Genomic DNA, 21,683 nt, shown 5'->3' with positions numbered 1-21,683 from the left:
GTCGAGATGAGTGCATTCGATCTCGACGCGTTCGTCGGTCGCTCTCGAGCGCTCGTCGAGTCCGCGCCGCCCGCGACGCGCCGGGAAACGCGCGCCTGGCTCGTCGACCCCCTCCTCGAAACGCTGGGCTGGGACGTCCGCGCCGACTCCTGTCTGCACGAGACGACCGTCGACGGCACCCGACTCGAGTACGTCACTGCCGTCGGCGGGGTCCCTGCGCTGTTAGTCGCCGTCGAACCCTACGGAGAGTCCCTGGACCGAGACCGCGCCGTGTCCCTCCTCGAGACGATGGCGTGGACGGGAATCGACCGCGCGATCTACACGGACGGTCGCGACTACCTCCTGCTGGCCGGGACGACCGACGCCGATCGGCTGGCCTGTCGGCTCTCCGCGCTACCCGACCACGAGTCGGCGCTCGCCCACTACACGCGCGAGACCGTCGGTCAGCGACTCGAGCGCCACGCCCGGCCGTTCGTCGCCCGCCAGCTCGCCGTCGCACGCGACGACCTCGTCGCGTCGATCGTCGACGAGCTAACGGCCGTAACCGACCGGGGCGACGCCTACCGCGCGGAGTTCGACTCCGCGGCCGACCGGTTCGTCGAGCGACTCGTCGCCGCCTTCAGCGACGACGGACAGCGACCCGTGGCTGGCGAGCTCGAGACCGCCGACGCGGACGTGTCGTTCGAGTTCTCCGAATCCAGTTCCACGAGCGACGAGGATGATGCGACCCGCGAGTCGACGTCGACGGCTGAGAGCCGATCGGAACGCCCCTCGACCAGCGGCACGGACTCCGCACCGACGGACGAGACGAACGCGATCGACGAGCACGAGACCGACGCCAACGCAGACGCCGCCGACGAGAGGAAGCGACAACAGAATCCGACAGACGGGGATACCGTCCGCGCGAGCGACTCGAGGCCCGAACGCAGCGACGACGATGCCGGCGAGAGCGAGTACGTCGTTCGATTCTTCAACGAGCGAGGCTCGATCGGCGCGATCGGCCACTCCAGGTCCGATCGGGCGCTGGTCGCCGCCGCGGAGTATCTCTTCGAACGCGGCCTCTCCGGGCTCTCGGTTCCCTGGAGCCCCGACGACGATACGCGGGCCGTCCTCCACGAGTCACCGACGCATCCCGATGGAACCCCGATGACCGCTCCCAAGCAGCTCCCGAACGGGCTCTACCTCGAGACCGGCGGCGACGTCGAGCAACGGGCCGCACGCGTCGAAGCGCTCGCCGCTCGAGCGGGGTTTCGGGCGATGCTAACCGGCGACTGGGAGTGAAACGGATCGTCGGGTTCGACCGCTCAGTAGTCGATATCGACTTCGACGATGGTCACGACGACGCGACCGTCACCGCCGAAGTCACCGCAGCCGCCATCGTCCTCGGTCCATCCCGAAAGGATGTCGTTCCAGGCGCCTTCGTATGCGCCGTCGTCTTCGCGCTCGATAGTTACATTGTTCACATTCGAATAGGCTCTACTGCTACGGTTTTCGACGGTCATCGACACACCGAGCCCGCTGCTGGACTGTACCGAACGGTCCTCGGCGGAGACGGTGACCAGCGAGATGATCGCCGTATTCTGTTCCGGGTTGCACCGTAGCCGTGGTTCTCGGAGGACGACACTCCCTGTCTCGTCCCCGCGGACGAGACCGCCTCCCTCGTACGCGATCGTGTCGTCGTCGTCGTCCGATTCGTAGGCGAACTCGCCGAGTTCAGCGGTGACGCCGTCACCGTAGCCGGCGAACCGCTGATCGCCCCCGTCGGTACCGATCGGGTCACTACCGTTAATCGAGATGTTGAGCGCCGTTCCGCCGTTCCCGGTCGTGATCCGCCCGTCCCGTAGCGAGAGTTCACCGTAGCGCTGGTTGACGCCGTTCGAACGAAGTACGTCGTTGAAGTTGTCCGTCAGCGAATCCATCGCGCGCACGGCGTTGGTCTCCTGCTCGTTCTCCTGGTAGTCCATCATCGCCCCGAACGCGGTCGTGTACAGCAGGCCGACCGAGCCGAGGATGATCGCGAAGGTGAGGATGAAGGCGACGACCTCGGAGATGCCACGGTCGTCGGCGCCGAGTCCGACTCGCAGCGTCGAGTCGACTCGTCGGTCGCTCATCGGTCGGCCTCCGTAATCTCGATGTCGCCGCCCGTGTAGGTGATTTCGAGCGAGCCACCCGAAACGGACGTTCCGGTTTCGATCCCGTTGTCGACTTTGATCGGCACGTGAACGGTCACGTCGGTGCTCGAGGCATCCAACTCGAGACACGGGTTCGAGTCGTTGAGCAAGGGTGCTCGGTCCCCGCAGTCATCGGCTGACAGCGTCGTAACGGTGTATCCGGAGTTCGAGACCGTCCGCGGCCGATCGGAGACGAGCGACACGTCGTCGCTGTCGTCGGCCATCCGATCGACGTTGTCGATATCACCCGCCAGTCGTTCACCGACGGTCTCGAGGGCAGTCTCGGTCGAGCGCTCGGTCTCGGACTCGAGCATCGTGCTGCCGGCCATCAACAGCATGGCGATGAGGATCGTCGTGATTCCGATCGTGAGGACATGGGTTAGGGCGATCGACATCCCGCGGTCGGTCTCGTAGTCGGATCGGCGAATCATGACGGGCACTCCTCCGAACTGACGTCTATCGTCCGATCGTAGCGATGATCGGTAGAGTCGGTGGAAATCGTGACGGTCACGTTCTCGATCTTGACCTCACCGTCGTCCACGTCGATTTTATCGATCAGGCCGTCGTCGTTGATTGCGACGTGCACAGCAGTCGGCTGCGAGTGAGCCGTCGCGTTTTGATACAAAGTCGAGTAGTTCTCGATATCGTTCTCCAGATTCGATTTCACAAACGACGGTTCTACCCCGCCGCTGTCATTGAGCAGCTCGTCGTTCGTCGTTTGATCGCCTTCGTATTCCGCGACCAGACACCCGATTCCCTGTCTAACCTCGAGCTCGGTCGCCTCAGCACCGCTCGCAGTCTGTCCCGTGTCGGCCGATGACAGCGTCTCTGTGTAGAGGACGCCATTGAAGACGACAACCACGCCGAGCACGATGAACGCGAGCGCGACTGCGCCGATGAGGATCACCTGTCCTCTGTCCCGTTGTTCGACCGATCGGTCACCGTCTCCACCTCGCCAACCGTGAGTTCTGTCAGTTACCATACTGCGACGCGCACCTCCACGACGTTGTAGATCTCACTCGCGTCATCGTTTTCTCGCGGGTCGTCAGTCGCCGGCGGAATGGGGTACTCACCGTCTTCGTAGGCCTCCCGAACGGATACGTTCCTGTTCTCGTCGCCGGGTGCCGTCAGATTGTCCGACTCGAGTAGCGTCACGGTGTAACTCGCCGTCACCGCCTCGGATTCGCCCTGATAGACGAGATACGTACTGTTCTCGGTGTCGAACTCCCCATCCTTGTCCTGAGAGACGAGTTCGACGTTGTAGCTCAGTCCGCGATCGGTGAACCGATCCGAGAGCACCTCGCCGAGGACGAACTGCTGATAGAGTTCCGTGTCGTTCGAGGCGTTGTAGTAGAACTCGACGTCCTGCTCGCTCGCGTTGTGAAACTCGTTGCTCGAGTCGTTCCAGTAGCGAACGAGCGTCGATAGATCGCCGGTTCCGTTCTCCACGCTCCCGTTGGTCGTGGCGCCGATCACCAGCGCGTCCTGGGCCTCCTGTTCGAGCTGAGCCTGTGCCGTCCGATCGGCGAGCCCGCCCGTGCTCGGCGTGATGACAACGGACTGGAGCGCAAATAGGACCGCCATCAGGACGATCATCGCCGAGACGAACCCCTCGAGGGTGTAGGCCTGCCCGCGATCGGTTTGGGATTGGGAAGTGTCTCGCATCGTATTACCACATCCTCACGACGAGTCGGCAAGCGGGATCGCACCCCGGTTCGGCTCCGTCGAACGAGCCCTCTTTGAACGTCACGATTCGTGCGGAACTGGCCGCTGACTGGTTATCGTAGCCGTCGCCGACTATCCATTCGTCCCCGAGCGGCTCGCTTTCGTTGAGCGGTTCGAGGCGAATATCGATACGATCGTAGCGGGTTTCATCCTCTCTGAGACCGAGCCGTTCGGAAAGCCCGTCGGTATCGTTCACGAAGTCCTCGAACGCACTACCGTTAAGTTCGGTCTCCGGCCCCGTCTCCGTCGACAGATTGTGCACGGCCCGGTCGGCGACACGGTCGGCCTGTGCCGTCTGGCCGCCGGACACCGACGAGTCGAACGGCGTCAGGATCGACGGCAGAAACGAGAAGACAAAGGCCACTGCCAGGATGAACACGCCGATCCCGACGGCGAAATCCTGCGTGGTCTGGCCGCGCTCGCGCAGAGAGATCGACACCGTCTTCGGGCGTCGGTCGCGGTCGGTTCGGGTCCGGTTTCGGCTCATGATTAGGCCACCAGCGTCCAGCCGACGAGCGCGATCGTCGCCAGTATGACGGCGTATTTCAGTCCGCTCAGCACGTCCGCATCGCGGATGTAGCCACAGATGACCCCGGAGAGGATCGCCTGCATCGTCACGGCGTGGAAGAACAACACCGACAGCATATTGACGTCGATGTTCTCGCTCAGGTTGGCATCCGAGAGTCCGCCGCCACCGCCGCCACCACCGGCGGTGCCCGCGGAACTGCTCTCGGCGCCGCCAGTCGATTCTCCGAGGCCGGCCATCGTATCGATGAACTGTGTCTTGAGGATCGCGATCACCGCGAGGACGGTCATGAACGTCATGATGATGATCACGACCTGCATTCGGGTGCGAGACTTGCGCTCGCGCTCAATGTCGTCGTGGTTCTCGCTGGCGCGAGCGGCCGTCCGGAGCACGTCGGAGATCTGGTTCGAGGCTTCCTGGGCCTCGGTGATCAGCCGCGTCGTCCGAGCCAGCCGCGGGATGTGATACTTGTTGTTGAACTCGATGAGCGCCTGCTTCAGGCTGGTCCCGTAGTTGACCTTCGTGTGCATCATCTCGAACTCGCGGGCCAACTTCCCGCTCGTGGTGTCGGAGACGGCCTTCAGCGACTCGAGCAGCGTCAGCCCGGTGTCGTTCGAACTCGAGAGTTTCCGCAGGTCCTCGGAAAGTTGACTGACAACGGAGTTGCGGTGTCGAACGTTCCACTCGCGGAAGACGGAAAGGGGGATCGCGATGACGTACAGCGGAACGTAGACGTAGATGAACGTCCCCCAGACGGCGTTCTCGAGGAGCCCGTCCCACGACGTGGGTGCCGAGCCGTTCATCATCGCCGTCGTCACGATCACGAGTGATGCGGGCACCGTCAGCGCGAGCGTGAACAGCGGGTTGTCCCGGAAGAAAATGTGGGGTTTCTGAAGGACCTCCATCGTCTCGTAGGTCCCCTCGCGGTTCTTGATCCGGTCGAAGACGCTGTGATCGCCCGTAAACTTCTCGATCAACCCGAGATCGAGCAGCCCCTGATCGCCCTGATTCTCGAGGCGGTCGTCGGTGTCCCCCATCGAAAGATAGCCGTCACCCGGTTCGTCCTCTTTGACCGTCGAAACCATGATGAGAAAGCCGACCCCGGTCAGCGGGATCAGTGCGTAGACGGTCATATAGAGCATCGTGTTCGTCACGCTCGCCTGCGGGATCATCTGCATGACGACCATGATGATGATCAAGAGCAGCGGGAACAGCGACAGCGTCATGTACATCTCGCCGAACAGCTCGAGGGTCTCGAGAGTCAGCTCCTGTTCCTGCTTGGCGGTGCGCATGTGCTTCTCCTTCTTGTCCTCGAGGAAGCTCTCCATGTCGCCGCCGCTGTTGACGATCGAGAGCATGTCGGTCAGGAACTGGGAGAGTTCGTCGCTGGGAGTCTCCAGAGCCTGCTTTCGAATGGCGGTCCGATAGTCGATGTCGAAGTACTCGGTCTCCTTGACGATGCTCTGGAACTCCTTTGCGACCTCGCCGTAGGTGTCGTCGGCCTGGGCCATCGCCTCGATGATCTCGAGTTGGTTCAGGCCGCCGACCGACAGCGCGTACATGAACGAAACGGAGTCGGTCAGGAGCATGTTGATCTGGCGCCTGCGGGTCGAAGCACGCGAATAAGGGATCGCGACCAGCGATCCGAATCCGATTGCGAAGCCGATCGAGCCGAAGACGAGCCCGGTGAAGAAAACCAACGCCGGGATACGGAGCGTGTCGATGATCTGGAGCACCAGATCGCTGCTGACGGGGAAGCCGAGGATCTCGTCGACCTGGATGATACCGGTGGCAAACAGCGTGTAGCCGAGCAGGAGGCCGAGCAGCCACAGCGCCAGGCCGCTGATGAAGCCGATCCCGAGGGCCCGGGAGAGGTAGAGTTCGACCGTATCGGTCATCCGTGCCTGGGCCAGTTTCGTCTCGACGTCGCCGGCGAACTCGCTATCGTCGCTGAACAACCAGTCGTAGAGAGGGTAGAACGTCTCGCCGAGCACGTCGGAGCCCCCCGAGAGCCCGCCGGAACCGCTGCCACCGCTACTGTCGGTTTGGAGGCTCATGCGTTGGTATCCTCGTTATCGTCGGCGGGATCGATTTGGTCGTCCGTCCGCTCGTCGTCCTCGGTCTCGGCCGGTTTGAAGATCGAATCGTCCGTTTCGGCCTGCGCCTGTTCGTCCTCGAACAGCGACCCGTCATCGGCGTCGTCCGCCTCCGAGTCCTCGGAGAAGATCGAGTCGGACTTGGTCCCGAAGATCGACTCCGAGTCACCGGTACCATCGTCACCTTCCGCCGGCTCCGTCGGATCGTCGCGATCCTCGCCGGGTGGATCAGCTGCGGTCGCCGTCGGTTCCTCGTCGGCCGGCTGGTCGACCGGAGCGTCGTCGCCATCGCCTTCGAGACGCCCGTCACCTTCGCTTTGCTCGTTCGACGAGGGTGTGGCGTCCGGTCCCGACTCCGCCTCATCGTCCGTCGGTTCGTCGGCCACGATACTATCGGCGTTCTCGACAGCGGCATCATCGTCGCTGCCGTCGTCGATGATACTCGAGGAATCGGCGTCAGCTTCCGATTCGGCAACCTCTTCGGCGTCGTCGTCCGCCCCGGCGGAGTCGTCGACCGCCGCTCCGAGGTCGATCGTCGGCGTCTCGTCGGGTTCAGCGGTTTCGTCGGTCGACTCCTCGGGTGCGGCCGTCGATGTCTCGTCGGCTTCGGCAGCGTCGTCGACCGCCGCTCCGAGATCGATCGTCGGCGTCTCGTCGGGTTCGTCGGCGGTCTCGAGTTCGTCGCCGACCGGCTCGTCGGCGGTCGCCGGCTCGAACTGATCGCTGAAGTCGCCGGCCGTCTCCGCGTCGGATTCGGGGTCGAAGATCGACTCGAGGTCGTCTTCGGGGAACATCGAATCGAAGCCGGACGTGTCGGGCTCGGCCGTCGACGCGGCGTCGGTCTCCGCGGGCGGTTCCGGCTGGCCGTCCGCGTCGAGCCTGTCGATGGTGTCGCCCATATCGTCGAACAGCCCGCCGAGATCGGCGTCGTCGGCGTCATCCGTCGGCATGACGGTTGTGTTCGTCTCCGTCTCGTCGCCGGCTGCCGGCTGCGGGGCCGTCGCCTCCGCGTCCGCGCCGTCCGCGCTCGCCGCCGGCGCAGGTGGGCCGCTGACGCCGCCCGTCTCGTCATCGATCTCGAATCCGTCGGACGTCTCGTCCGTGGTGCCGGCATCAGGCGATTCAGCGGCGACCCCCTCGTCGGCGTTCGCAGCCGTTCCGGCGCTGTCGGCGGCGCCCTCGTCGCCGCCGATATCGAAGCCGGTGTCGTCGCTGAGCCACGCCGGCTCCCCGGCGTCCTCGCCGGCGCCGAAGCCGCTCGAGCCGTCGCCGAGTTCCCACTCGTCGTCGTCGACCGAGCCGTCGACGTCGCCGGCGAAGTCGAACTCGTCGGCGTCGGCGCTGTCAACCTCGATCGGCTCCTCCGTCTCGGGCCCCCCGAGAGCGCTGTCCAATCCGCTCGGCGTTTTGCCGCGGTACTCCTCGAACAGCGACTCCTCGGCGCGTTCGAGCAGGTCCATCGAGATGTTGTACGTCTCGTCGGTCGCGTCCGGTCGCGGGACGAGTTCCTCTTTCTCCGGATCGACGTCGATCAGGACGCTCTCCATCTCCCGGAGGTCCTCGAGGCTGTCCTCGAGCTGGCCGTTCGCGATGAGCGTGAGGATCGTGTCGGGGTCGTTGATGAACGCCTGCACTGTCGCCGCGACCTCCGCGTACGTGTTGAGTCCGTTCTTGATGAGGTAGGCGAGGATGACCTCGCGTTTGAACAGTTCCTCCTCGAGTTTCTCGCGGCTCCAGCCGCGGTCGAACTGGATCTCCTCCAAGGTATTCGAGTCCCCCATTTTGAGGAACTCGTCGGTCTCGGCCTGCCACTGGTAGACGTCCTGGACGTTGATCTCGTCGTGTTCGGCCTCGTAGTGGTTGATCTCCGTGAGAGATTTGTTCCGGCGGACCTTCCGACCCTGCACCCGCGTCTGGGTCTGGATCGAAACCAGGTCCAGCGCGGTGAACATCGTCTTCGAGACGTTGATCGGGTCCGTCGTGAACCGCTTTAACACCTCGTCGACGGAGTCGGCGTGGAACGTCGTGTAGGTCGTGTGACCCGTCGACATGACCTGGAACAGCGTCCGCCCCTCCTCACCACGGATCTCACCCATCACGATGTAGTCGGGTCGCTGCCGGAGCGCGGCCTCGAGCAGGTCGAACTCGTCGACGTCGCCCTGCTCGTCGTCGGCGAACGACGGCCGAGTAACGGAGGCGATCCAGTTTCGCTGCGGGAGTTCGACCTCCCGGGTGTCCTCGATGGAGACGATCTTCGCGCTCGAGGGGATAAACAGCGAGACGGCGTTCAGCGAGGTGGTCTTCCCGGACGCGGTACCTCCAGCGAAGATCAGGCTCTTGTGGTTCTCGATACAGAGCCAGAGGAACGCCATCTCGTCCAGCGAGAAGGTGTTCCAGTTGATGAGGTCGATCGGGGTAAAGGGGACGTCCTTGAACTGACGGATGGTGTAGTTGGTCCCGTGGTCGGACACCTCCTTCCCCAGGGTCAACTGGGCGCGCGAGCCGTCGGGGAGGGTCGCGTCGACCTGCGGCAGCCGTTTGCTGATCCCCTTCCCGGAGCGCTGGGCGAGTTTGACGACGAAGTCGTCGAGTTCGTCCTCGCCGTGGTAGACGTTCGAGATGATCTGCTCGTACTCCGAGTGGTAGACGAACACCGGCGAGTTGTAGCCGTCGACGGAGATGTCCTCGACGTTGATGTCGTGTTTGATCCCGTCGATGCGCTCGTAGCCGATGAAGTTGCGCTTGAGCAGGTAGAGCAGTTTCTCGACCTGATACTCGCTTAGCGTGTCCGGATCGGCCTCGAGGATCGCCGGCTCGGGTCGGACGGAGAGCCCCTCGAGCGGGTCGGGACCGTCGTCCTCGTCGGGACCGTCGTCCTCGTCGTCGAGCAGATTTCGCAGCGTGTCGAGGACGCTCTCCCGGGAACTGCTGGCTGTCTTCTCGAACAGATCGTAGCGCTTGAGCAGTTGGCGGGTCTCGTCCTCGATGACCGTCCGGCGGCCGTCCTCGGTCGCCTTCTCCTTGATCCCCTCGTCGGAGTACTTGATCGCGGTTCGCAGTTTGCCCGAGAGGAACTCCTGTAACTCGAGTTCGATCTCGTTCAGATAGGGCTCGATCAGGTAGTACTTCTTCTCGTTTTCCTTCTCGGAGTGGAAGATAACAACGCAGGCGTAGGGTTTGTTCACCCAGTAGCGCTCGACCTCTCGGAAGTGGGTCTTCTTGTCCAGCGGAACGGCCTTTTCCAGATCGTAGCGGTTGGTGACGGTCGTGTTGCCCGCGGTCGTCGAGAAGAACTCGTCCTCGTCGATCTCCTCCTGGACGTTGACGGTTCGCTCCTCGATGAGTTCGTCCAGTTCCATCGCGGCGTCGTCGGCCGCGAACAGGCGCTGTTCTACGGTCTCCGGATCGAAGCCGAGCGCCTCCTCCTCGTCGTGGCGAACGATTTCACCGTCGCTATCCCGCGGTCGGGAGCCGTCGTCCTCGTAGTAGTACTCCCACTTGTAGTGCTCCCAGGTCCAGGTGTCTTTGACGACCGGCGTCGTCTCTGGATCGGCGTACTCCCGAAAGACGTCCCAGAGTTCCTCGGCGTTGTCGCCGGCGGTCGGCACGACCGTCGAGTCCAGATCGTCGGGGTGGTAGCCCAGATAGGACTCGGGGTCGAACTCGACCTGCTTCCAGTCGTCGCCCGTCGGGACCGTGTGTTCGGGCCCTTCGTCGGTATCTAACCCCAGTTGGTCGTCCGACGTCGTCTCGCCGGGATCGTCGGGATACAGCACCGACGCGTCGTCGCTGTATCCGTACTCTTCCATGAAATTCTCCCACGTGTACTCGCCGACGCAAACTCCCGAACCTGAGTTCGCATCGCCGTCCGACCCGCGAGATCGATTCGCCTCCGACGCAGACTCGGATGCCTCCCCCTCAGAAAAGTCCCCGGCATCCGACTGGTCGGCCTCGTCAATAGCCATTGACTTCACCCAAACTCTCATCCTTCAAAAAATTCATCCATACATTACCACTTCTGATAATTCCCCGCACACAGTCTCCTTCTCGTCGTATCCGAACCTGTCGACTCGATACTATGATCCCCGTCACGCTACTGTCACTCTCAAATATGCCCCTATTTCCAAGCCCATCCTACATATAATGTAGCAACGATCCACCTAGTTCTACTGCAACTCACTCAGTATTTTCGACGGGTTTCGATCACGGTGGTCCCGGCGGGAGAACAGCTATGGGCTCGGCACCGGTATCGGTCGGGTAAATGAACGACCAGTTCAGTCTCGAAGACCGCGTCGCGGTCGTCACCGGCGGCGGAAGAGGGATCGGCCGCGCGATCGCGATCGAACTCGCCGACGCCGGGGCCGCGGTCGTCCCGTCAGCGCGTTCGACCGGCGAGATCGAGGCGGTCGCTGACGAGATCGAGGCCGCGGGCGGCGACGCAATCGCCGTCTCTGCGGACGTGACGGACTCCGACGCGGTCGCGGACGTCATCGATCGGGCGGACGACGCTTTCGGCGGGGTCGACGTCGTCGTCAACAACGCCGGCTTCAACCCCGACGACGCGCTCGGTCGGCCGGAGGACGTCGACACGGAACACCTCGATCGCGTCCTCGAGGTCAACCTGAACGGCGCCTACGAGGTGACCCGGACGGCGGCGGCTCACCTCCACGACAGCGGCGGGTCGGTGATCAACGTCGCGAGCGTCGGCGGGCTGGTCGGCCTGCCGCGCCAGCATCCGTACGTCGCCTCGAAACACGGCCTCGTCGGCCTCACGAAGAGCCTCTCGCTCGACTGGGCCCCCGAGGTGAGGGTCAACGCCGTCGCCCCCGGCTACGTCTCGACGTCCCTGACCGACGACCTCGAGGCCGACGATCGACTCCGGCAGTCGATCATCGACCGCACGCCCCTCGAGCGCTTCGCCGACCCCGAGGAGATCGCCGGCCCGGTCGTCTTCCTCGCGAGCGAGGCCGCGAGTTACGTAACGGGCGCCTGTCTGGCCGTCGACGGCGGCTGGACCGCTCGATAGCGCGGCGTTCAACTGCTCCGTCTGAGTTGCTTGATTTTCCATCGATAGCTATTCCATTCCGAATGCTTCCTCTGTAATTGAATTACACAACTAAGAGTTCCAGCGTAAATATATTTGGGATGGTTCTACAGCCACGGTAGTTTCCGCCGCCACCTATCGCCGCCCCGGTCCCAGTGGCCGTATGGACTACGCTGACTCCGACCGTGCACAGGAGCTCGCCGACCGCGCCCACGAGTTGATGGAGGAGGTCGTCCTCCCGCTCGAACGAGAGCGAGCCGGCGGGATGGCCGTCTCGAGCGGGACGATCGCCGACCTCCGGGAGGCCGCCCGGGAGTACGACATCTACGCGCCCCAGATCGCCGCGGAGTACGGCGGTATGGGGGAGAGCTTCCGCGACGTCTTGCCCGTCTTCGAGGAGGCGGGCCGCAGCCTGCTCGGCGCCGCCGCGATGCGCGTCGACGCCCCCGACGAGGGGAACATGCACCTGCTGGAACTAGCGGGCGATGAGGTACAGAAAGAGACCTACCTCGAGCCGCTCGTCGAGGGCGAGATCGCGTCGGGGTTTTCGATGACCGAACCGCTGGACGGGGCCGGCTCGGATCCGAAGATGATCCGGACGACCGCCGAAAAGAACGCTGCCGAGGGGGCCTCGGGCGATCCTCGAGAAACCACGGCGTCTCGAGACGGCGACGAGTGGGTCATCGACGGCCACAAGTGGTGGACGTCCAACGGCGTCGAGGCCGACGTCCTGATCGTCCTCGCGCGTACCGACCCCGACGCCCATCCCTACGAGGGCTGTTCGCTCTTCCTCGTTCCCGCCGACGCGGACGGCGTCGATATCGTGCGCGACGTTCCCCACATGGGAGGCGGTACTCGCGGCGCCTCTCACGCCGAGATCGTCTACGAGAACGTCCGCGTCCCCGAGGAACACCTGCTCGGGAACCTGAACGAGGGCTTTTCCCACGCTCAGGCGCGACTCGGTCCCGCCCGCCTGACCCACTGCATGCGCTTTTCTGGAATGGCCCAGCGTGCCCTCGAGATCGCGAAAGCGTACCTCAGCGAGCGCGAGGGATTCGGGTCGACCCTATCGGACAAACAGTCGCTGCGCCACCGGATCGCCGACGCCGAGGCGCGCCTCCACGTCGCCCGGACCGCGATCCGCGACGCGGCCGATCGGATCGAGGATGGCGACGAAGCCCGCATTCCCGTCTCGATGTGCAAGGTCTTCACCGCGAACGTCACGCAGGGGGCCATCGACCTCGCGGTCCAGTGCTGTGGCGCCAACGGCATCGGGAAGGACCTCCCGCTGGCCGACTTCTACGAGGCCGTCCGCAAGTTCCGCATCATCGACGGCGCCGACGAGGTCCATCGACGGATCATCGCCCGCGACGCCTTCGCGGACGTGAATCGCGAGGAACTCGAGCCCCTGACCCGATTCGGCGAACCGAACACGCGTCGCGGCAGTGGCCACTAACCGAACATGAGCGACGTTCCCTCTCGCGTCTGCTATCTGTCGCTTGCAGGTGACGTAATGCTACGCGGCTCGAGTCAGTCGATCGACGAGATAGACATCGCTTCCGAAAGTCTGTCAATCACAGTGAACGGCACGGTGGTAACTGCGCGCCACTGGTGGCTCGATCCGCCGTACCGGTCCGTTCGCCGCACCGTCACGCGCGAAAGAAAAACGCCGTGACGGGATTCGAACCACGGTCGTTCCGCTTCGCTTCACTCCCTGATTCGAATCCCGCCATGCCGGTTCGCTCGCCACTCCGTGGCTCGCTGTACGGGCGTGGCGGGATTCGAACCCACGATCAGAAGGTTAGGAACCTCCTGCCCTCTCCGCTAGGCCACACGCCCTCGAGAAAAAACCTCAGTTAGTCTCGGTTTCCGTCTCCGTCTCGCCCTCCTCGGTGACGGGTTCGGTGTCGACGAAGTCGTCGTCGTCCTCGTTCTCGATCTCCTCCTTGAAGTCGGATTCGCGCATCTCCTCGAGTTCGGTTTCGACCTTCTCACGCCCCTTCTGGAACTCGCCCATGGCCTCGCCGGTGGACCGAGCCAGCTTCGGGATCTTGTTGGCCCCGAACAACAAGATCGCGACGAAGAGGATGATCAGGAGTTCTGGTGCCCCCGGGGTAGGGACGAACAACGGTGCGGTTTCGATTGCCATCTCTATACGTGGCTTACCCGCTGGCAATTATAACCTTTTTGGACCACTAAGTATAGCAAGTTTCAGCGAAAGTCCAGTTACGCCCCATGAGTCGGCTAAGAACAATAGGTAGTTAGAGGGGAATGTATCCCCGCTGAACAGCAATTGATCGTCCGTCCCCGAACATCCGGCTACCGGTTCGACCGTCGCTCGACCGACGATTCGTCCGCGAACGAAACTGTCTTTCCCGGTTACCTACAACGGGAGGACGATGCCAGAAACCGGAGACGCCGCACCCGACTTCACGGCACCGCTCGCAAACGGCGACATCGAAGAATTCACGCTTTCCGACCGTCTCGGGGACGAGGCACCGATCGTTCTTGCCTTCTTCCCCGGCGCGTTCACCGGTGTCTGTACCACCGAGATGTGTACGTTCCAGGACCGGATCGCCGCGTTCAACGATCTCGACGCCAGCGTCTACGGCGTCAGCCGCGACTCGCCGTTTACGCTCAACGAGTTCCGCGAGCAGAACGGCCTCGAGTTCGGCCTCATCAGCGACTACAACAAGGAGATCATCGACGACTACGGCATCGAGATGGACTTCGCCGACCTCGGCGTCTACGGCGTCGCCAAGCGCTCGGTGTTCGTCGTCGACGGCGACGGCGAAGTCGCCTACTCGTGGGTCAGCGACGATCCGGGCGTCGAACCCGACTACGACGAGATCGAGGCCGCCGTCGAGGACTTGGCCTGAACGACCGTCGATACCGCACTCGACGACAGCGTCCTACGGCACCGAGATCCCGTCGACTGACGGTTCGGGACTGACGGCTCGGCTCGTCGCAGGGCTTTTTTAGCACGCAAGCGATGGTCACCTATGAGCGATTCTACCGGTGACGACACCGCTCGCCGCGTCTACTCCCCCGATGCCGATCACGACTTTCCGGACGCGAAACTGAACCAGGTCCTCGAGTTCATTACCAGCGACGAGGAGATCCAGACCTACCTCGAGGCCCAGAATATCAACGCCGTCGACCGCATGCGGTATAACGACCACGGCGCGAAACACATCGAGATCGTCCGCAACCGCGCGCTGTGTCTCTACGACCTGCTCAAGGTCGGCGGGGTCGACTTCAACGGCGCTCGCCAGCAGGACCTCGAGGAGGCCGACGAGGCGGTCATCATCGCGCTTGCGGCGACGCTCCACGACGTCGGCCACGTCGTTCACCGCGACCAGCACGCCTACTACTCGATTCCGCTGGCCGCCGACATCCTCGATCGCATCCTCCCCGAGTTCTACGACGTCGCCGAAACCGTCCGCATGAAGGGCGAAGTCCTCCACGCGATCCTCTGTCACCACCGGTCGGAGACGCCGCTGACGACCGAAGCGGGCGTCATCCGCGTCGCCGACGCCCTGGACATGGAACGGGGCCGCTCCCGGATCCCCTACGAACACGGTGGTCGCGGGATCAACACCCTCTCGAGTCAGGCGATCAGCAGCGTCTCGCTCCAGGAGGGCGAGGACAGCCCGGTCATGGTCGAGATCGCCATGACCAACGCCGCCGGCGTCTACCAGGTCGACAACCTGCTCAAGGCGAAACTCGAGGGGTCGGGCCTCGAACAGGAGATCCGCATCGTCGCCGTCAACACGAACGAGAACCGCGACCAGTTAGTCGAGCGGATCGAACTCTAGAGACGAAGTTTTGCTCTGTCGTTCGAGAGAGCGAAGCTCTCTCGTGACTGAGCGAATCTTCGATTCGCGAGGTCCGCGAGACCGGAGGTCTCGCTTGATGACGAAAGACGCCTTCGGCGTCTTTCTAACCACGGGCGCGGCGAAGCCGCGCCCTCGGCAAAACCTTCAAAAGAGCGCGAAGCGCTCTTTTGGACTGGGCGATTCCTTCGGAATCGCTTGCAGTCGGCGCTTCGCGCCGACGACCTCGCGGGATCTTCGATCCCGCTCAGATCCGATTAAAAGCACTCCTCCTTCCCTTCAGCCGCGCACAGCGCGGCTTCCGGGTCAGTCGTCGGCCCGCTCGTTCGCTTCGCTCACTCGCGGTGAGTGTCGGTGAAGGGCCTGCCCTCCCCCGGGTCGCGGGTTCGCAGAAAATCACGGCGAACCCGCTCCCGGCCGTTTAGCTGCGTCGGGTAGCAGATGGTTGCAGACTCAGGCCAGTCGAAATCCGGAGTCGGTCCGCTCGAGGTGTCCCCGATCCCGGAGAGTACTGGTGATCGAGAGAACTGTTCCCTTTTTGACGGAGAGATCGTCGCAGAGCCGCTCGGGCGTCGCGGTGCCGCTCGCGGCGACGTAGAGATAGACCAGTTTCGCTTGCGCAGAATCCAGACCCGCCGGTATCGACACGTCGATCCCCTGTGGTGACTGTGACGCCATACGCCAGACTCTGTATTTCGACGATAATAAACCTCATCTACAACGATCGTCGAAATACGACGGACGATGCGGGGCCGGTCGACAGTTCGACAAGCTGGATACGGCTTGAGGAGACCTGAACGATTCGATGCCGGGAGATATCGAGATGAGACGATCGACGTGACCGAAAATTACCATGTGGGCTGCCAACACACGGATCGAACCGGCGGAATTCGGACGACTAAGCGCATCGTTTTTGTAGATACCTGCGCGAATCAATAGGAAATGTCGACCCAGCTCACCGTTCTCGCCCTGCTGACCGGACTGGTCACCGGTGCGCTATTTCGCTTTCTTAACGTTCCGATCCCTGCGCCGCCGGAGCTTCCCGGGATCATAGGAATCATCGGGATTTACGTCGGCTACAAGGTGATCGACCACTTCGATATCGGCATCGACCTCCTCGAGGCGCTGGGGCTGTGACCCCCTCCGAGACGGACGCTGTGGCGATCAGGCGTTTTTTCCCGCCGTCTCGATCTGAGAGAGTATCCATGTGAAGGAGATGAGGCCGGCAAAGATGCAGTATCCGACGGCTGGAACGTACAGAAACAGGGGTATGAAGTCGCGAAGCAGGTAACCGCCGATCACGAGCGCCGGCACGAGAATCAGATTCAGACGGACGAACCGTTCGAAACTCATCTGCGTGCAACAAGCGGGACCGCACATATACCAGTATTGCTGTGACGTGACGACCGAAAACGGGCAAAATGCCGATCGAAACCGCGTCTGGGCGGTCAGTAGCTGCGCTCTTTCGGCTCGTAGGTCTTGTCCTGACCCTCGAGGATGACCGGCCGGTAGAAGATGTCCGGCTGGCCGTCGTCCCAAGAGATCAGCGTGTGCTTGAGCCACTCGTCGTCCTTGCGCTCCTGATGTTCCTTGCGCCAGTGGGCGCCGCGGAACTCGTCGCGCACGAGCGCACCGAGCGCGATGGTCTCGGCGACGTCGATCAGGTTGCGCGTCTCGATGGTCTGCTGGAGATCGGTGTTGAACGTCCGCGAGGGGTCGTCGACGTAGACGTTCTGATACTCCTCGCGACATTCGCGGATGATCCGTAGCGCCTTCTTGACGCCCTCCTCGGTACGGAAGACGTTGACGTAGTCGGTCATCGCGTTCTGGAGCTTCTGGCGGATCTCGGCGTGCTGGACGCCCTCGTCGCGGTCCATCAGGGTGTCTACGCGCGTGCGAGCCTGCTCGACCGTGCGCTCGACGAGCCCGTCGGCATCAGTTGTGACGCCGCCGTCCGCCGCGACGCCGTCGGACGTCTCGAGTCCGGCCTCGCCGGGCTGGACGGGCAGTTCGGTCTCGGTCTCGTCCTCGACGTCGTCGCCGTAGCCGGTGCGAATCTGGGGCTCGCCCAGGTCCTCGCCGGCGGCGTGGCGTCCGGCGCGCTTGCCGAAGACGATCAGTTCCGGCAGGGCGTTCCCGCCCAGTCGGTTGCCGCCGTGGACGGAAACGCAGGCGCACTCGCCGGCCGCGTAGAGGCCGTCGACGCAGGTTTGGCCGTTCTCGTCGACCTCGATGCCTCCCATCGCGTAGTGCTGACCGGGCTTGACCGGCATCGGCTCGACGAGGCCGTCGACGCCCTCGAAGTCCTCCGCGAGGTGCAGAATGTTCTCGAGGCGGTCGAGGATGCGCTCCTCGCCGAGGTGACGCATGTCGAGGTGGACGTACTCGTCGTCGACGCCTCGGCCCTCGTTGACCTCGGTCAGTTCGGCGCGAGCGACGACGTCCCGAGAGGCGAGCTCGCCGGAGTTGTTCGCGTAGCCGTGTTCGAACATGAACCGCTCGCCCTCGCTGTTGTAAAGGATACCGCCTTCGCCGCGGACGCCCTCGCTGATGAGGACGCCCGTCGAGGGCAGCGAGGTCGGATGGAACTGGATGAACTCCATGTCCTCTAGCGGCGCGCCGGCACGGTAGGCCATCGCGTGGCCGTCGCCGGTACAGGAGACGGCGTTGGTGGTGTGATCGAAGGCCTGCCCGGGACCGCCGGTTGCGAGGATGACGCCGTCGTTGGCCTTGAATCCCTCGACGTTGCCGGACTGGACGTCGTAGGCGACGATGCCGTGACAGCTTCGGTCGTTAGGGTCGTCCTCGTCGGAGGTGGCCAGCTCCATGACGTACCACTCGTCGTAGACCTGAATCCCGCGCTTGACGACCTGCTCGTACATCGTGTGCAGCAGGTGGTGGCCCGTCTCCGCGCCGGCGTAGGTGGTCCGCGGGTAGGAGAGACCGCCGAACGGCCGCTGGGAGACGCGTCCGTCCTCCTCGCGGGAGAACGGCATTCCCCAGTGTTCGAGGCGCATCGTGTCCTCGGGGGCGTCCTGAGCGAGGGTCTCGACCGCGGGGGCGTCCCCGAGGTAGTCCGACCCCTTCATCGTGTCGTAGGCGTGGAGCTCCCAGTCGTCGCCCTCCTGGAGCGCGGCGTTGATGCCACCTTCCGCCGCGCCGGTGTGGCTGCGGACCGGGTGGAGTTTCGAGACGATCGCCACGTCCGATCCCGCCTCGTGTGCTGCGATCGCTGCCCGGAGGCCGGCGCCGCCGGCGCCGACCACGATTACGTCGTGTTCGTACATGGTTACCAGAACTTCAGGTTCTTCTTGACCGCTTCCCGCTTGAGCTCCTGAATGTGCTCGGTGAGCGGAATGTCCTTCGGACACACCTCGGTACAGGAGAACTGGGTCTGGCACCGCCAGACGCCGTGTTCCTGCTCGAGAATGCGGAGTCGGTGCTCCTTGATCTCTTCGCCCTCGCGGTCGTCCATCGCGAACTTGTAGGCCTTGTTGATCGCCGCCGGCCCGAGGTAGTCGTTGTCGCCGGCCGCGATGTTACATGAGGACATACACGCGCCACACCAGATACACCGCGAGGACATCTTGATCTTCTCACGGTTTTCGGGACTCTGGCGCTGTTCCTCTAAGTCGGCCGGGTTCGGCGTGTCCTCGTCCTGGAAGTACGGCTCGACGGTGTGCATCTGGTCGTAGAAGTGGTCCATGTCGACGACCAGGTCCTTGACGACCTCCTGGTGGGGCAGGGGCTCGATGCGGATCGGCTGCTCCAGATCGGCGATCTGGGTCTTGCAACCGAGTCGCTGCTTGCCGTTGACGAAGAAGGCGTCCGATCCGCAGACGGCCTGCCGACAGGAGTGTCGGAAGGTCAGCGAGGAGTCGTAGGTGTCCCGCGCGTACATGACCGCGTCGAGGACCGTCATCCCCTTCTCGAAGGGGACGTGGAAGTCGTCGAACCGCGGCTCCTGTTTCCCCTCGACCTCGGGGTCGTAGCGGAACACCTTGATGTGTACCGTCTCCCCCTCGAGTTCGTCCTCGGGGGTCGTCTGCTGATCGATATCGCCGCCCTGCTTCTCTTTCTCGTCGACCGGCGACTCGGCCCCTCGCATTTCGGGGTCTTCCGGTGCCTCTTGACTCTGCGGTTCCTCTGGTTGTTGTTGTTGAGTACTCATATTAGGTCCACCCCGCCATGGTAGTCGCAACGTAGATTCCCTGCGCGATGAGTGCAAGGCTCGCGATAACAAGCACTGCGAGGACGACTTTCTTCTGCGTTCCGTCCAGCCCCTGGTTGATCAGAGCGTTGTAGACGCCGTTGACGCCGTGGAAGGTACCTGCGACCAAGAACGACACCATCGTCAGGAAATAGCCGACGTTCTCCATGCGGGCCTGGGTGCCGGCGAACTCGATCTCCGCGGCGTGGTTGACGAAGTGTAGGAGGAAGAAGTGGAAGGCGAGTACGACGACTAAGAAGGCCGCCGTGACTCGCTGGAGCAACCACGCGGTGCCGCCCGGCGCGAACGAGGAGTATCGTTCCGCCATCAGAGCGTCACCCCGTCGAGGAAGGTCGGCACGCTCGCGACGGTGATGATCGCCGTTAATACCAGCGAGGCGTAGAAACTCTTGTCCTGGGCCTCCAGGCCGACGCCGAGGTCGACCATCAGCAGGCGAAGCCCGTTCAGGATATGGAAGACTGCGACGGCGAGCAGTCCGACCTCGAGGACTCGAACGATAAACAGCGACTCGAGTCCGCCGATCGTGTTCGTATACGCCTCCGGCCCGGTTAGCGAACTACTCAACACGGCGATGTGGGTAAACAGGTAGCCGATCAACATCCACCCGGTGAACTTGTGGAAGATCCACGCCCACATGCCCGCCGAGAACTCCTTCCAGCGACCGAAGTCCTCGATGAGACCGCGATTGTAAGACTGACTCATACGCTCATGTTGACGGTTAGACCGCGGGGGTATAGAAGTTACTTTTATCGCTCCTGCCGGAACGTCCCGGCGCCGGGAGATACACAGAAATGAGTCAATTCTCCTGACAAAAGCCGAATCGGTTCGGCCGTTGGTAGCCATGCGTTCGCTCGCGGGTCCGGCCGTCGAATCGGCCGCGGCGATTCACCGGTCTTCGTCCGCGGCCCCGCGGAGTTCCGATCGCGAGTTGGCCGTCGTTCGCTCGCGCTCTAAGGCCGTCCGCGTGTCCGGCGAGAGCCCGACCAGGTGGCACAGCGGGTTGCCGGGGTAGACCACGGGGTTCTCGAGGACGCCGACGATGAGGCCGGTAAACGGCGCTTCGACGGTGACGATGTCCTCTTCTTCCTTGAACGGATTGGTGATCGCGCAGATGGTTTCGCCCTCGCGGACGAACTCACCGCGACCGTGTTTCATGTCGACGATGCCGCCGGCGTCGGCGCGGATCCAGGTCTTCTCGTTGTCATCGTCGATGACGGTCCGCCAGCCGGGCCAGTGGACCGACGAGTCGGGATGGCAGCCGAACTCGGCGAGGACGCTGGCGACGCCGGTCAGCGCGCGATCGATCAGCCGGCGCTGGAACCGGTGGGCTTCGCCCATCTCGACGGTGATCGTCGGGATACCGGCCAGGGTCGCCTCGCGGCGCAGCGTCCCCGAGGGGCCCTCGCCGGCGATGATCACGTTCGAACTGAACGCCTTCGCGAGTCGGCCGACCGCCGGCTCCTCCGTGTTGGCCCGCACGTGAAGCATGTTCGTCCGCCCGCGCGTAGACGTGTGGAAATCGATCCCAAGGTCGCAGGGTTCGATGAAGTTCGTGAAGATCCGATAGGCCATCCGCCGGGCGCTCGTCGAGCCCTCGCGGCCGGGAAATGACCGGTTCAGGTCCCGGTCGTAGATCGGTAAGTATCGCTCCTGGGCGAGAAAGCCGGGGACGTTCATCACGGGTAAACAGACGAGCGTCCCGTGGAGCTCCGAGTGGTCCCAATCGTGGGCCACCTCGCGGACCACTTCGATGCCGTTGAGTTCGTCCCCGTGGGCGGCCGCGGAGAGAAACACCGTCGGACCGGGCCGCTCGCCGTTGACGACCGTGACCGGAATCCTGACGGGATCGCCGAGATACGTCTCACTGATGCCGTACCGGATGTTGGCCGACTCGCCGGGATCGACCCGGCCGCCGTTGTAGGTAAAGGGCTCGGCCGCGCGGCCGGACGCACCGTCGTCGGGCGGTTCGTCCGTAACGTCGCTCATATCGATGGCTCGGCGGGTAGCAATGTGAATCTTCCCTTCGAGACCGAAACGGTGCCGGAAACCGCCGG

General features: G+C 63.4%; 22 protein-coding genes and 1 tRNA gene. 7 read left to right on the top strand and 16 right to left on the bottom strand.

The genetic code is table 11. The features are described from left to right. Positions 1-6 precede the first annotated feature (6 nt). A complete protein-coding gene (locus HTUR_RS04715; RefSeq protein WP_012942159.1) occupies positions 7-1,281 on the top strand; it encodes a hypothetical protein in 1,275 nt (424 codons plus the stop codon). Between the two features lie 23 nt (positions 1,282-1,304). Here the strand turns inward: HTUR_RS04715 and HTUR_RS04710 are convergent, their stop codons facing one another. Genes HTUR_RS04710 through HTUR_RS04680 form a run of 7 tightly spaced genes read right to left on the bottom strand, consistent with a single transcriptional unit; the run spans position 1,305 to position 10,483 of the window. After that, positions 1,305-2,111: a DUF7289 family protein gene (locus HTUR_RS04710; RefSeq protein ID WP_012942158.1), complete on the bottom strand. Its 807-nt coding sequence runs from the start codon at positions 2,109-2,111 to the stop codon at positions 1,305-1,307. Then, positions 2,108-2,602, bottom strand: coding sequence for a DUF7266 family protein (locus HTUR_RS04705; protein ID WP_012942157.1), 495 nt, complete (start codon positions 2,600-2,602; stop codon positions 2,108-2,110). The genes HTUR_RS04710 and HTUR_RS04705 overlap by 4 nt, the downstream gene beginning before the upstream one ends. Next, the gene (locus tag HTUR_RS04700; RefSeq protein WP_012942156.1) at positions 2,599-3,153 is read right to left on the bottom strand and encodes a hypothetical protein; all 555 of its coding nucleotides are present in this window, start codon (positions 3,151-3,153) and stop codon (positions 2,599-2,601) included. Before HTUR_RS04700 ends, HTUR_RS04705 begins: the two co-directional genes overlap by 4 nt. Beyond that, positions 3,147-3,836 carry a DUF7288 family protein gene (locus HTUR_RS04695; RefSeq protein WP_012942155.1) on the bottom strand — a complete coding sequence of 230 codons (690 nt, stop codon included), beginning with the start codon at positions 3,834-3,836 and terminating at the stop codon, positions 3,147-3,149. The genes HTUR_RS04700 and HTUR_RS04695 overlap by 7 nt, the downstream gene beginning before the upstream one ends. A 4-nt stretch (positions 3,837-3,840) precedes the next feature. Beyond that, positions 3,841-4,383 carry a DUF7287 family protein gene (locus HTUR_RS04690; protein ID WP_012942154.1) on the bottom strand — a complete coding sequence of 181 codons (543 nt, stop codon included), beginning with the start codon at positions 4,381-4,383 and terminating at the stop codon, positions 3,841-3,843. A 2-nt stretch (positions 4,384-4,385) separates the two neighbouring features. Next, complete coding sequence (locus HTUR_RS04685; protein ID WP_012942153.1) at positions 4,386-6,479, bottom strand: type II secretion system F family protein; 2,094 nt, start codon at positions 6,477-6,479, stop codon at positions 4,386-4,388. Beyond that, entirely contained in the window at positions 6,476-10,483 is a 4,008-nt protein-coding gene (locus HTUR_RS04680; protein ID WP_012942152.1) for an ATPase, T2SS/T4P/T4SS family, read from the bottom strand. The genes HTUR_RS04685 and HTUR_RS04680 overlap by 4 nt, the downstream gene beginning before the upstream one ends. Before the next feature lie 296 nt (positions 10,484-10,779). On the opposite strand from HTUR_RS04680, the gene HTUR_RS04675 reads away from it, so the two are divergent. From HTUR_RS04675 to HTUR_RS27235, 3 genes are all read left to right on the top strand, one after another. Further along, positions 10,780-11,544, top strand: a complete 765-nt coding sequence (locus HTUR_RS04675; RefSeq protein WP_012942151.1) for an SDR family NAD(P)-dependent oxidoreductase — start codon at positions 10,780-10,782, stop codon at positions 11,542-11,544. 181 nt (positions 11,545-11,725) lie between these two features. Further along, entirely contained in the window at positions 11,726-13,018 is a 1,293-nt protein-coding gene (locus HTUR_RS04670; protein WP_012942150.1) for an acyl-CoA dehydrogenase family protein, read from the top strand. A gap of 6 nt (positions 13,019-13,024) precedes the next feature. Beyond that, positions 13,025-13,237 carry a hypothetical protein gene (locus tag HTUR_RS27235; RefSeq protein ID WP_012942149.1) on the top strand — a complete coding sequence of 71 codons (213 nt, stop codon included), beginning with the start codon at positions 13,025-13,027 and terminating at the stop codon, positions 13,235-13,237. Between the two features lie 91 nt (positions 13,238-13,328). Here the strand turns inward: HTUR_RS27235 and HTUR_RS04665 are convergent. Both HTUR_RS04665 and HTUR_RS04660 read right to left on the bottom strand, forming a co-directional pair. After that, positions 13,329-13,401: transfer RNA gene (locus tag HTUR_RS04665), tRNA-Arg, on the bottom strand. 13 nt (positions 13,402-13,414) lie between these two features. Then, the gene (locus HTUR_RS04660) at positions 13,415-13,711 is read right to left on the bottom strand and encodes a twin-arginine translocase TatA/TatE family subunit (protein ID WP_012942148.1); all 297 of its coding nucleotides are present in this window, start codon (positions 13,709-13,711) and stop codon (positions 13,415-13,417) included. Positions 13,712-13,961: 250 nt separating this feature from the next. Between HTUR_RS04660 and HTUR_RS04655 the strand changes: the two genes are divergently transcribed. Together HTUR_RS04655 and HTUR_RS04650 are read left to right on the top strand one after the other, a co-directional pair. Continuing rightward, complete coding sequence (locus HTUR_RS04655) at positions 13,962-14,441, top strand: redoxin domain-containing protein (RefSeq protein WP_012942147.1); 480 nt, start codon at positions 13,962-13,964, stop codon at positions 14,439-14,441. Between the two features lie 123 nt (positions 14,442-14,564). Continuing rightward, positions 14,565-15,380 carry an HD domain-containing protein gene (locus HTUR_RS04650; protein WP_012942146.1) on the top strand — a complete coding sequence of 272 codons (816 nt, stop codon included), beginning with the start codon at positions 14,565-14,567 and terminating at the stop codon, positions 15,378-15,380. 471 nt (positions 15,381-15,851) lie between these two features. Here HTUR_RS04650 and HTUR_RS04645 read toward each other — a convergent pair whose 3' ends face one another. Then, positions 15,852-16,076 (bottom strand): MarR family transcriptional regulator, encoded by a 225-nt coding sequence (locus tag HTUR_RS04645; protein WP_012942145.1) that lies wholly within the window; start codon positions 16,074-16,076, stop codon positions 15,852-15,854. 264 nt (positions 16,077-16,340) lie between these two features. On the opposite strand from HTUR_RS04645, the gene HTUR_RS04640 reads away from it, so the two are divergent. Further along, a complete protein-coding gene (locus tag HTUR_RS04640) occupies positions 16,341-16,535 on the top strand; it encodes a XapX domain-containing protein (protein ID WP_012942144.1) in 195 nt (64 codons plus the stop codon). 27 nt (positions 16,536-16,562) lie between these two features. Here HTUR_RS04640 and HTUR_RS04635 read toward each other — a convergent pair whose 3' ends face one another. The 6 genes from HTUR_RS04635 to HTUR_RS04610 form a co-directional block, all read right to left on the bottom strand. Further along, positions 16,563-16,751, bottom strand: coding sequence for a hypothetical protein (locus tag HTUR_RS04635; protein ID WP_012942143.1), 189 nt, complete (start codon positions 16,749-16,751; stop codon positions 16,563-16,565). 95 nt (positions 16,752-16,846) lie between these two features. After that, positions 16,847-18,685 carry an FAD-binding protein gene (locus HTUR_RS04630; protein ID WP_012942142.1) on the bottom strand — a complete coding sequence of 613 codons (1,839 nt, stop codon included), beginning with the start codon at positions 18,683-18,685 and terminating at the stop codon, positions 16,847-16,849. Between the two features lie 2 nt (positions 18,686-18,687). Then, positions 18,688-19,569, bottom strand: coding sequence for a succinate dehydrogenase/fumarate reductase iron-sulfur subunit (locus HTUR_RS04625; protein WP_012942141.1), 882 nt, complete (start codon positions 19,567-19,569; stop codon positions 18,688-18,690). A 1-nt stretch (position 19,570) separates the two neighbouring features. Beyond that, positions 19,571-19,936, bottom strand: coding sequence for a succinate dehydrogenase hydrophobic membrane anchor subunit (locus HTUR_RS04620; protein WP_012942140.1), 366 nt, complete (start codon positions 19,934-19,936; stop codon positions 19,571-19,573). Next, positions 19,936-20,331 (bottom strand): succinate dehydrogenase, cytochrome b556 subunit, encoded by a 396-nt coding sequence (gene sdhC, locus HTUR_RS04615; protein ID WP_008896324.1) that lies wholly within the window; start codon positions 20,329-20,331, stop codon positions 19,936-19,938. Before sdhC ends, HTUR_RS04620 begins: the two co-directional genes overlap by 1 nt. A gap of 183 nt (positions 20,332-20,514) precedes the next feature. After that, positions 20,515-21,615, bottom strand: coding sequence for a succinylglutamate desuccinylase/aspartoacylase family protein (locus tag HTUR_RS04610; protein WP_012942139.1), 1,101 nt, complete (start codon positions 21,613-21,615; stop codon positions 20,515-20,517). Positions 21,616-21,683 lie beyond the last annotated feature (68 nt).

It is taken from the genome of Haloterrigena turkmenica DSM 5511 (assembly GCF_000025325.1).
Classification (GTDB): domain Archaea; phylum Halobacteriota; class Halobacteria; order Halobacteriales; family Natrialbaceae; genus Haloterrigena; species Haloterrigena turkmenica.
This window is presented reverse-complemented; position numbering and strand designations above follow the sequence as displayed.

Coding starts and splice junctions, on each gene's coding strand:
- HTUR_RS04715 (WP_012942159.1), top strand. CDS start 7: ATGAGTGCATTCGATCTCGACGCGTTCGTCGGTCGCTCTCGAGCGCTC.
- HTUR_RS04710 (WP_012942158.1), bottom strand. CDS start 2,111: ATGAGCGACCGACGAGTCGACTCGACGCTGCGAGTCGGACTCGGCGCC.
- HTUR_RS04705 (WP_012942157.1), bottom strand. CDS start 2,602: ATGATTCGCCGATCCGACTACGAGACCGACCGCGGGATGTCGATCGCC.
- HTUR_RS04700 (WP_012942156.1), bottom strand. CDS start 3,153: ATGGTAACTGACAGAACTCACGGTTGGCGAGGTGGAGACGGTGACCGA.
- HTUR_RS04695 (WP_012942155.1), bottom strand. CDS start 3,836: ATGCGAGACACTTCCCAATCCCAAACCGATCGCGGGCAGGCCTACACC.
- HTUR_RS04690 (WP_012942154.1), bottom strand. CDS start 4,383: ATGAGCCGAAACCGGACCCGAACCGACCGCGACCGACGCCCGAAGACG.
- HTUR_RS04685 (WP_012942153.1), bottom strand. CDS start 6,479: ATGAGCCTCCAAACCGACAGTAGCGGTGGCAGCGGTTCCGGCGGGCTC.
- HTUR_RS04680 (WP_012942152.1), bottom strand. CDS start 10,483: ATGGCTATTGACGAGGCCGACCAGTCGGATGCCGGGGACTTTTCTGAG.
- HTUR_RS04675 (WP_012942151.1), top strand. CDS start 10,780: ATGAACGACCAGTTCAGTCTCGAAGACCGCGTCGCGGTCGTCACCGGC.
- HTUR_RS04670 (WP_012942150.1), top strand. CDS start 11,726: ATGGACTACGCTGACTCCGACCGTGCACAGGAGCTCGCCGACCGCGCC.
- HTUR_RS27235 (WP_012942149.1), top strand. CDS start 13,025: ATGAGCGACGTTCCCTCTCGCGTCTGCTATCTGTCGCTTGCAGGTGAC.
- HTUR_RS04660 (WP_012942148.1), bottom strand. CDS start 13,711: ATGGCAATCGAAACCGCACCGTTGTTCGTCCCTACCCCGGGGGCACCA.
- HTUR_RS04655 (WP_012942147.1), top strand. CDS start 13,962: ATGCCAGAAACCGGAGACGCCGCACCCGACTTCACGGCACCGCTCGCA.
- HTUR_RS04650 (WP_012942146.1), top strand. CDS start 14,565: ATGAGCGATTCTACCGGTGACGACACCGCTCGCCGCGTCTACTCCCCC.
- HTUR_RS04645 (WP_012942145.1), bottom strand. CDS start 16,076: ATGGCGTCACAGTCACCACAGGGGATCGACGTGTCGATACCGGCGGGT.
- HTUR_RS04640 (WP_012942144.1), top strand. CDS start 16,341: ATGTCGACCCAGCTCACCGTTCTCGCCCTGCTGACCGGACTGGTCACC.
- HTUR_RS04635 (WP_012942143.1), bottom strand. CDS start 16,751: ATGAGTTTCGAACGGTTCGTCCGTCTGAATCTGATTCTCGTGCCGGCG.
- HTUR_RS04630 (WP_012942142.1), bottom strand. CDS start 18,685: ATGTACGAACACGACGTAATCGTGGTCGGCGCCGGCGGCGCCGGCCTC.
- HTUR_RS04625 (WP_012942141.1), bottom strand. CDS start 19,569: ATGAGTACTCAACAACAACAACCAGAGGAACCGCAGAGTCAAGAGGCA.
- HTUR_RS04620 (WP_012942140.1), bottom strand. CDS start 19,936: ATGGCGGAACGATACTCCTCGTTCGCGCCGGGCGGCACCGCGTGGTTG.
- sdhC (WP_008896324.1), bottom strand. CDS start 20,331: ATGAGTCAGTCTTACAATCGCGGTCTCATCGAGGACTTCGGTCGCTGG.
- HTUR_RS04610 (WP_012942139.1), bottom strand. CDS start 21,615: ATGAGCGACGTTACGGACGAACCGCCCGACGACGGTGCGTCCGGCCGC.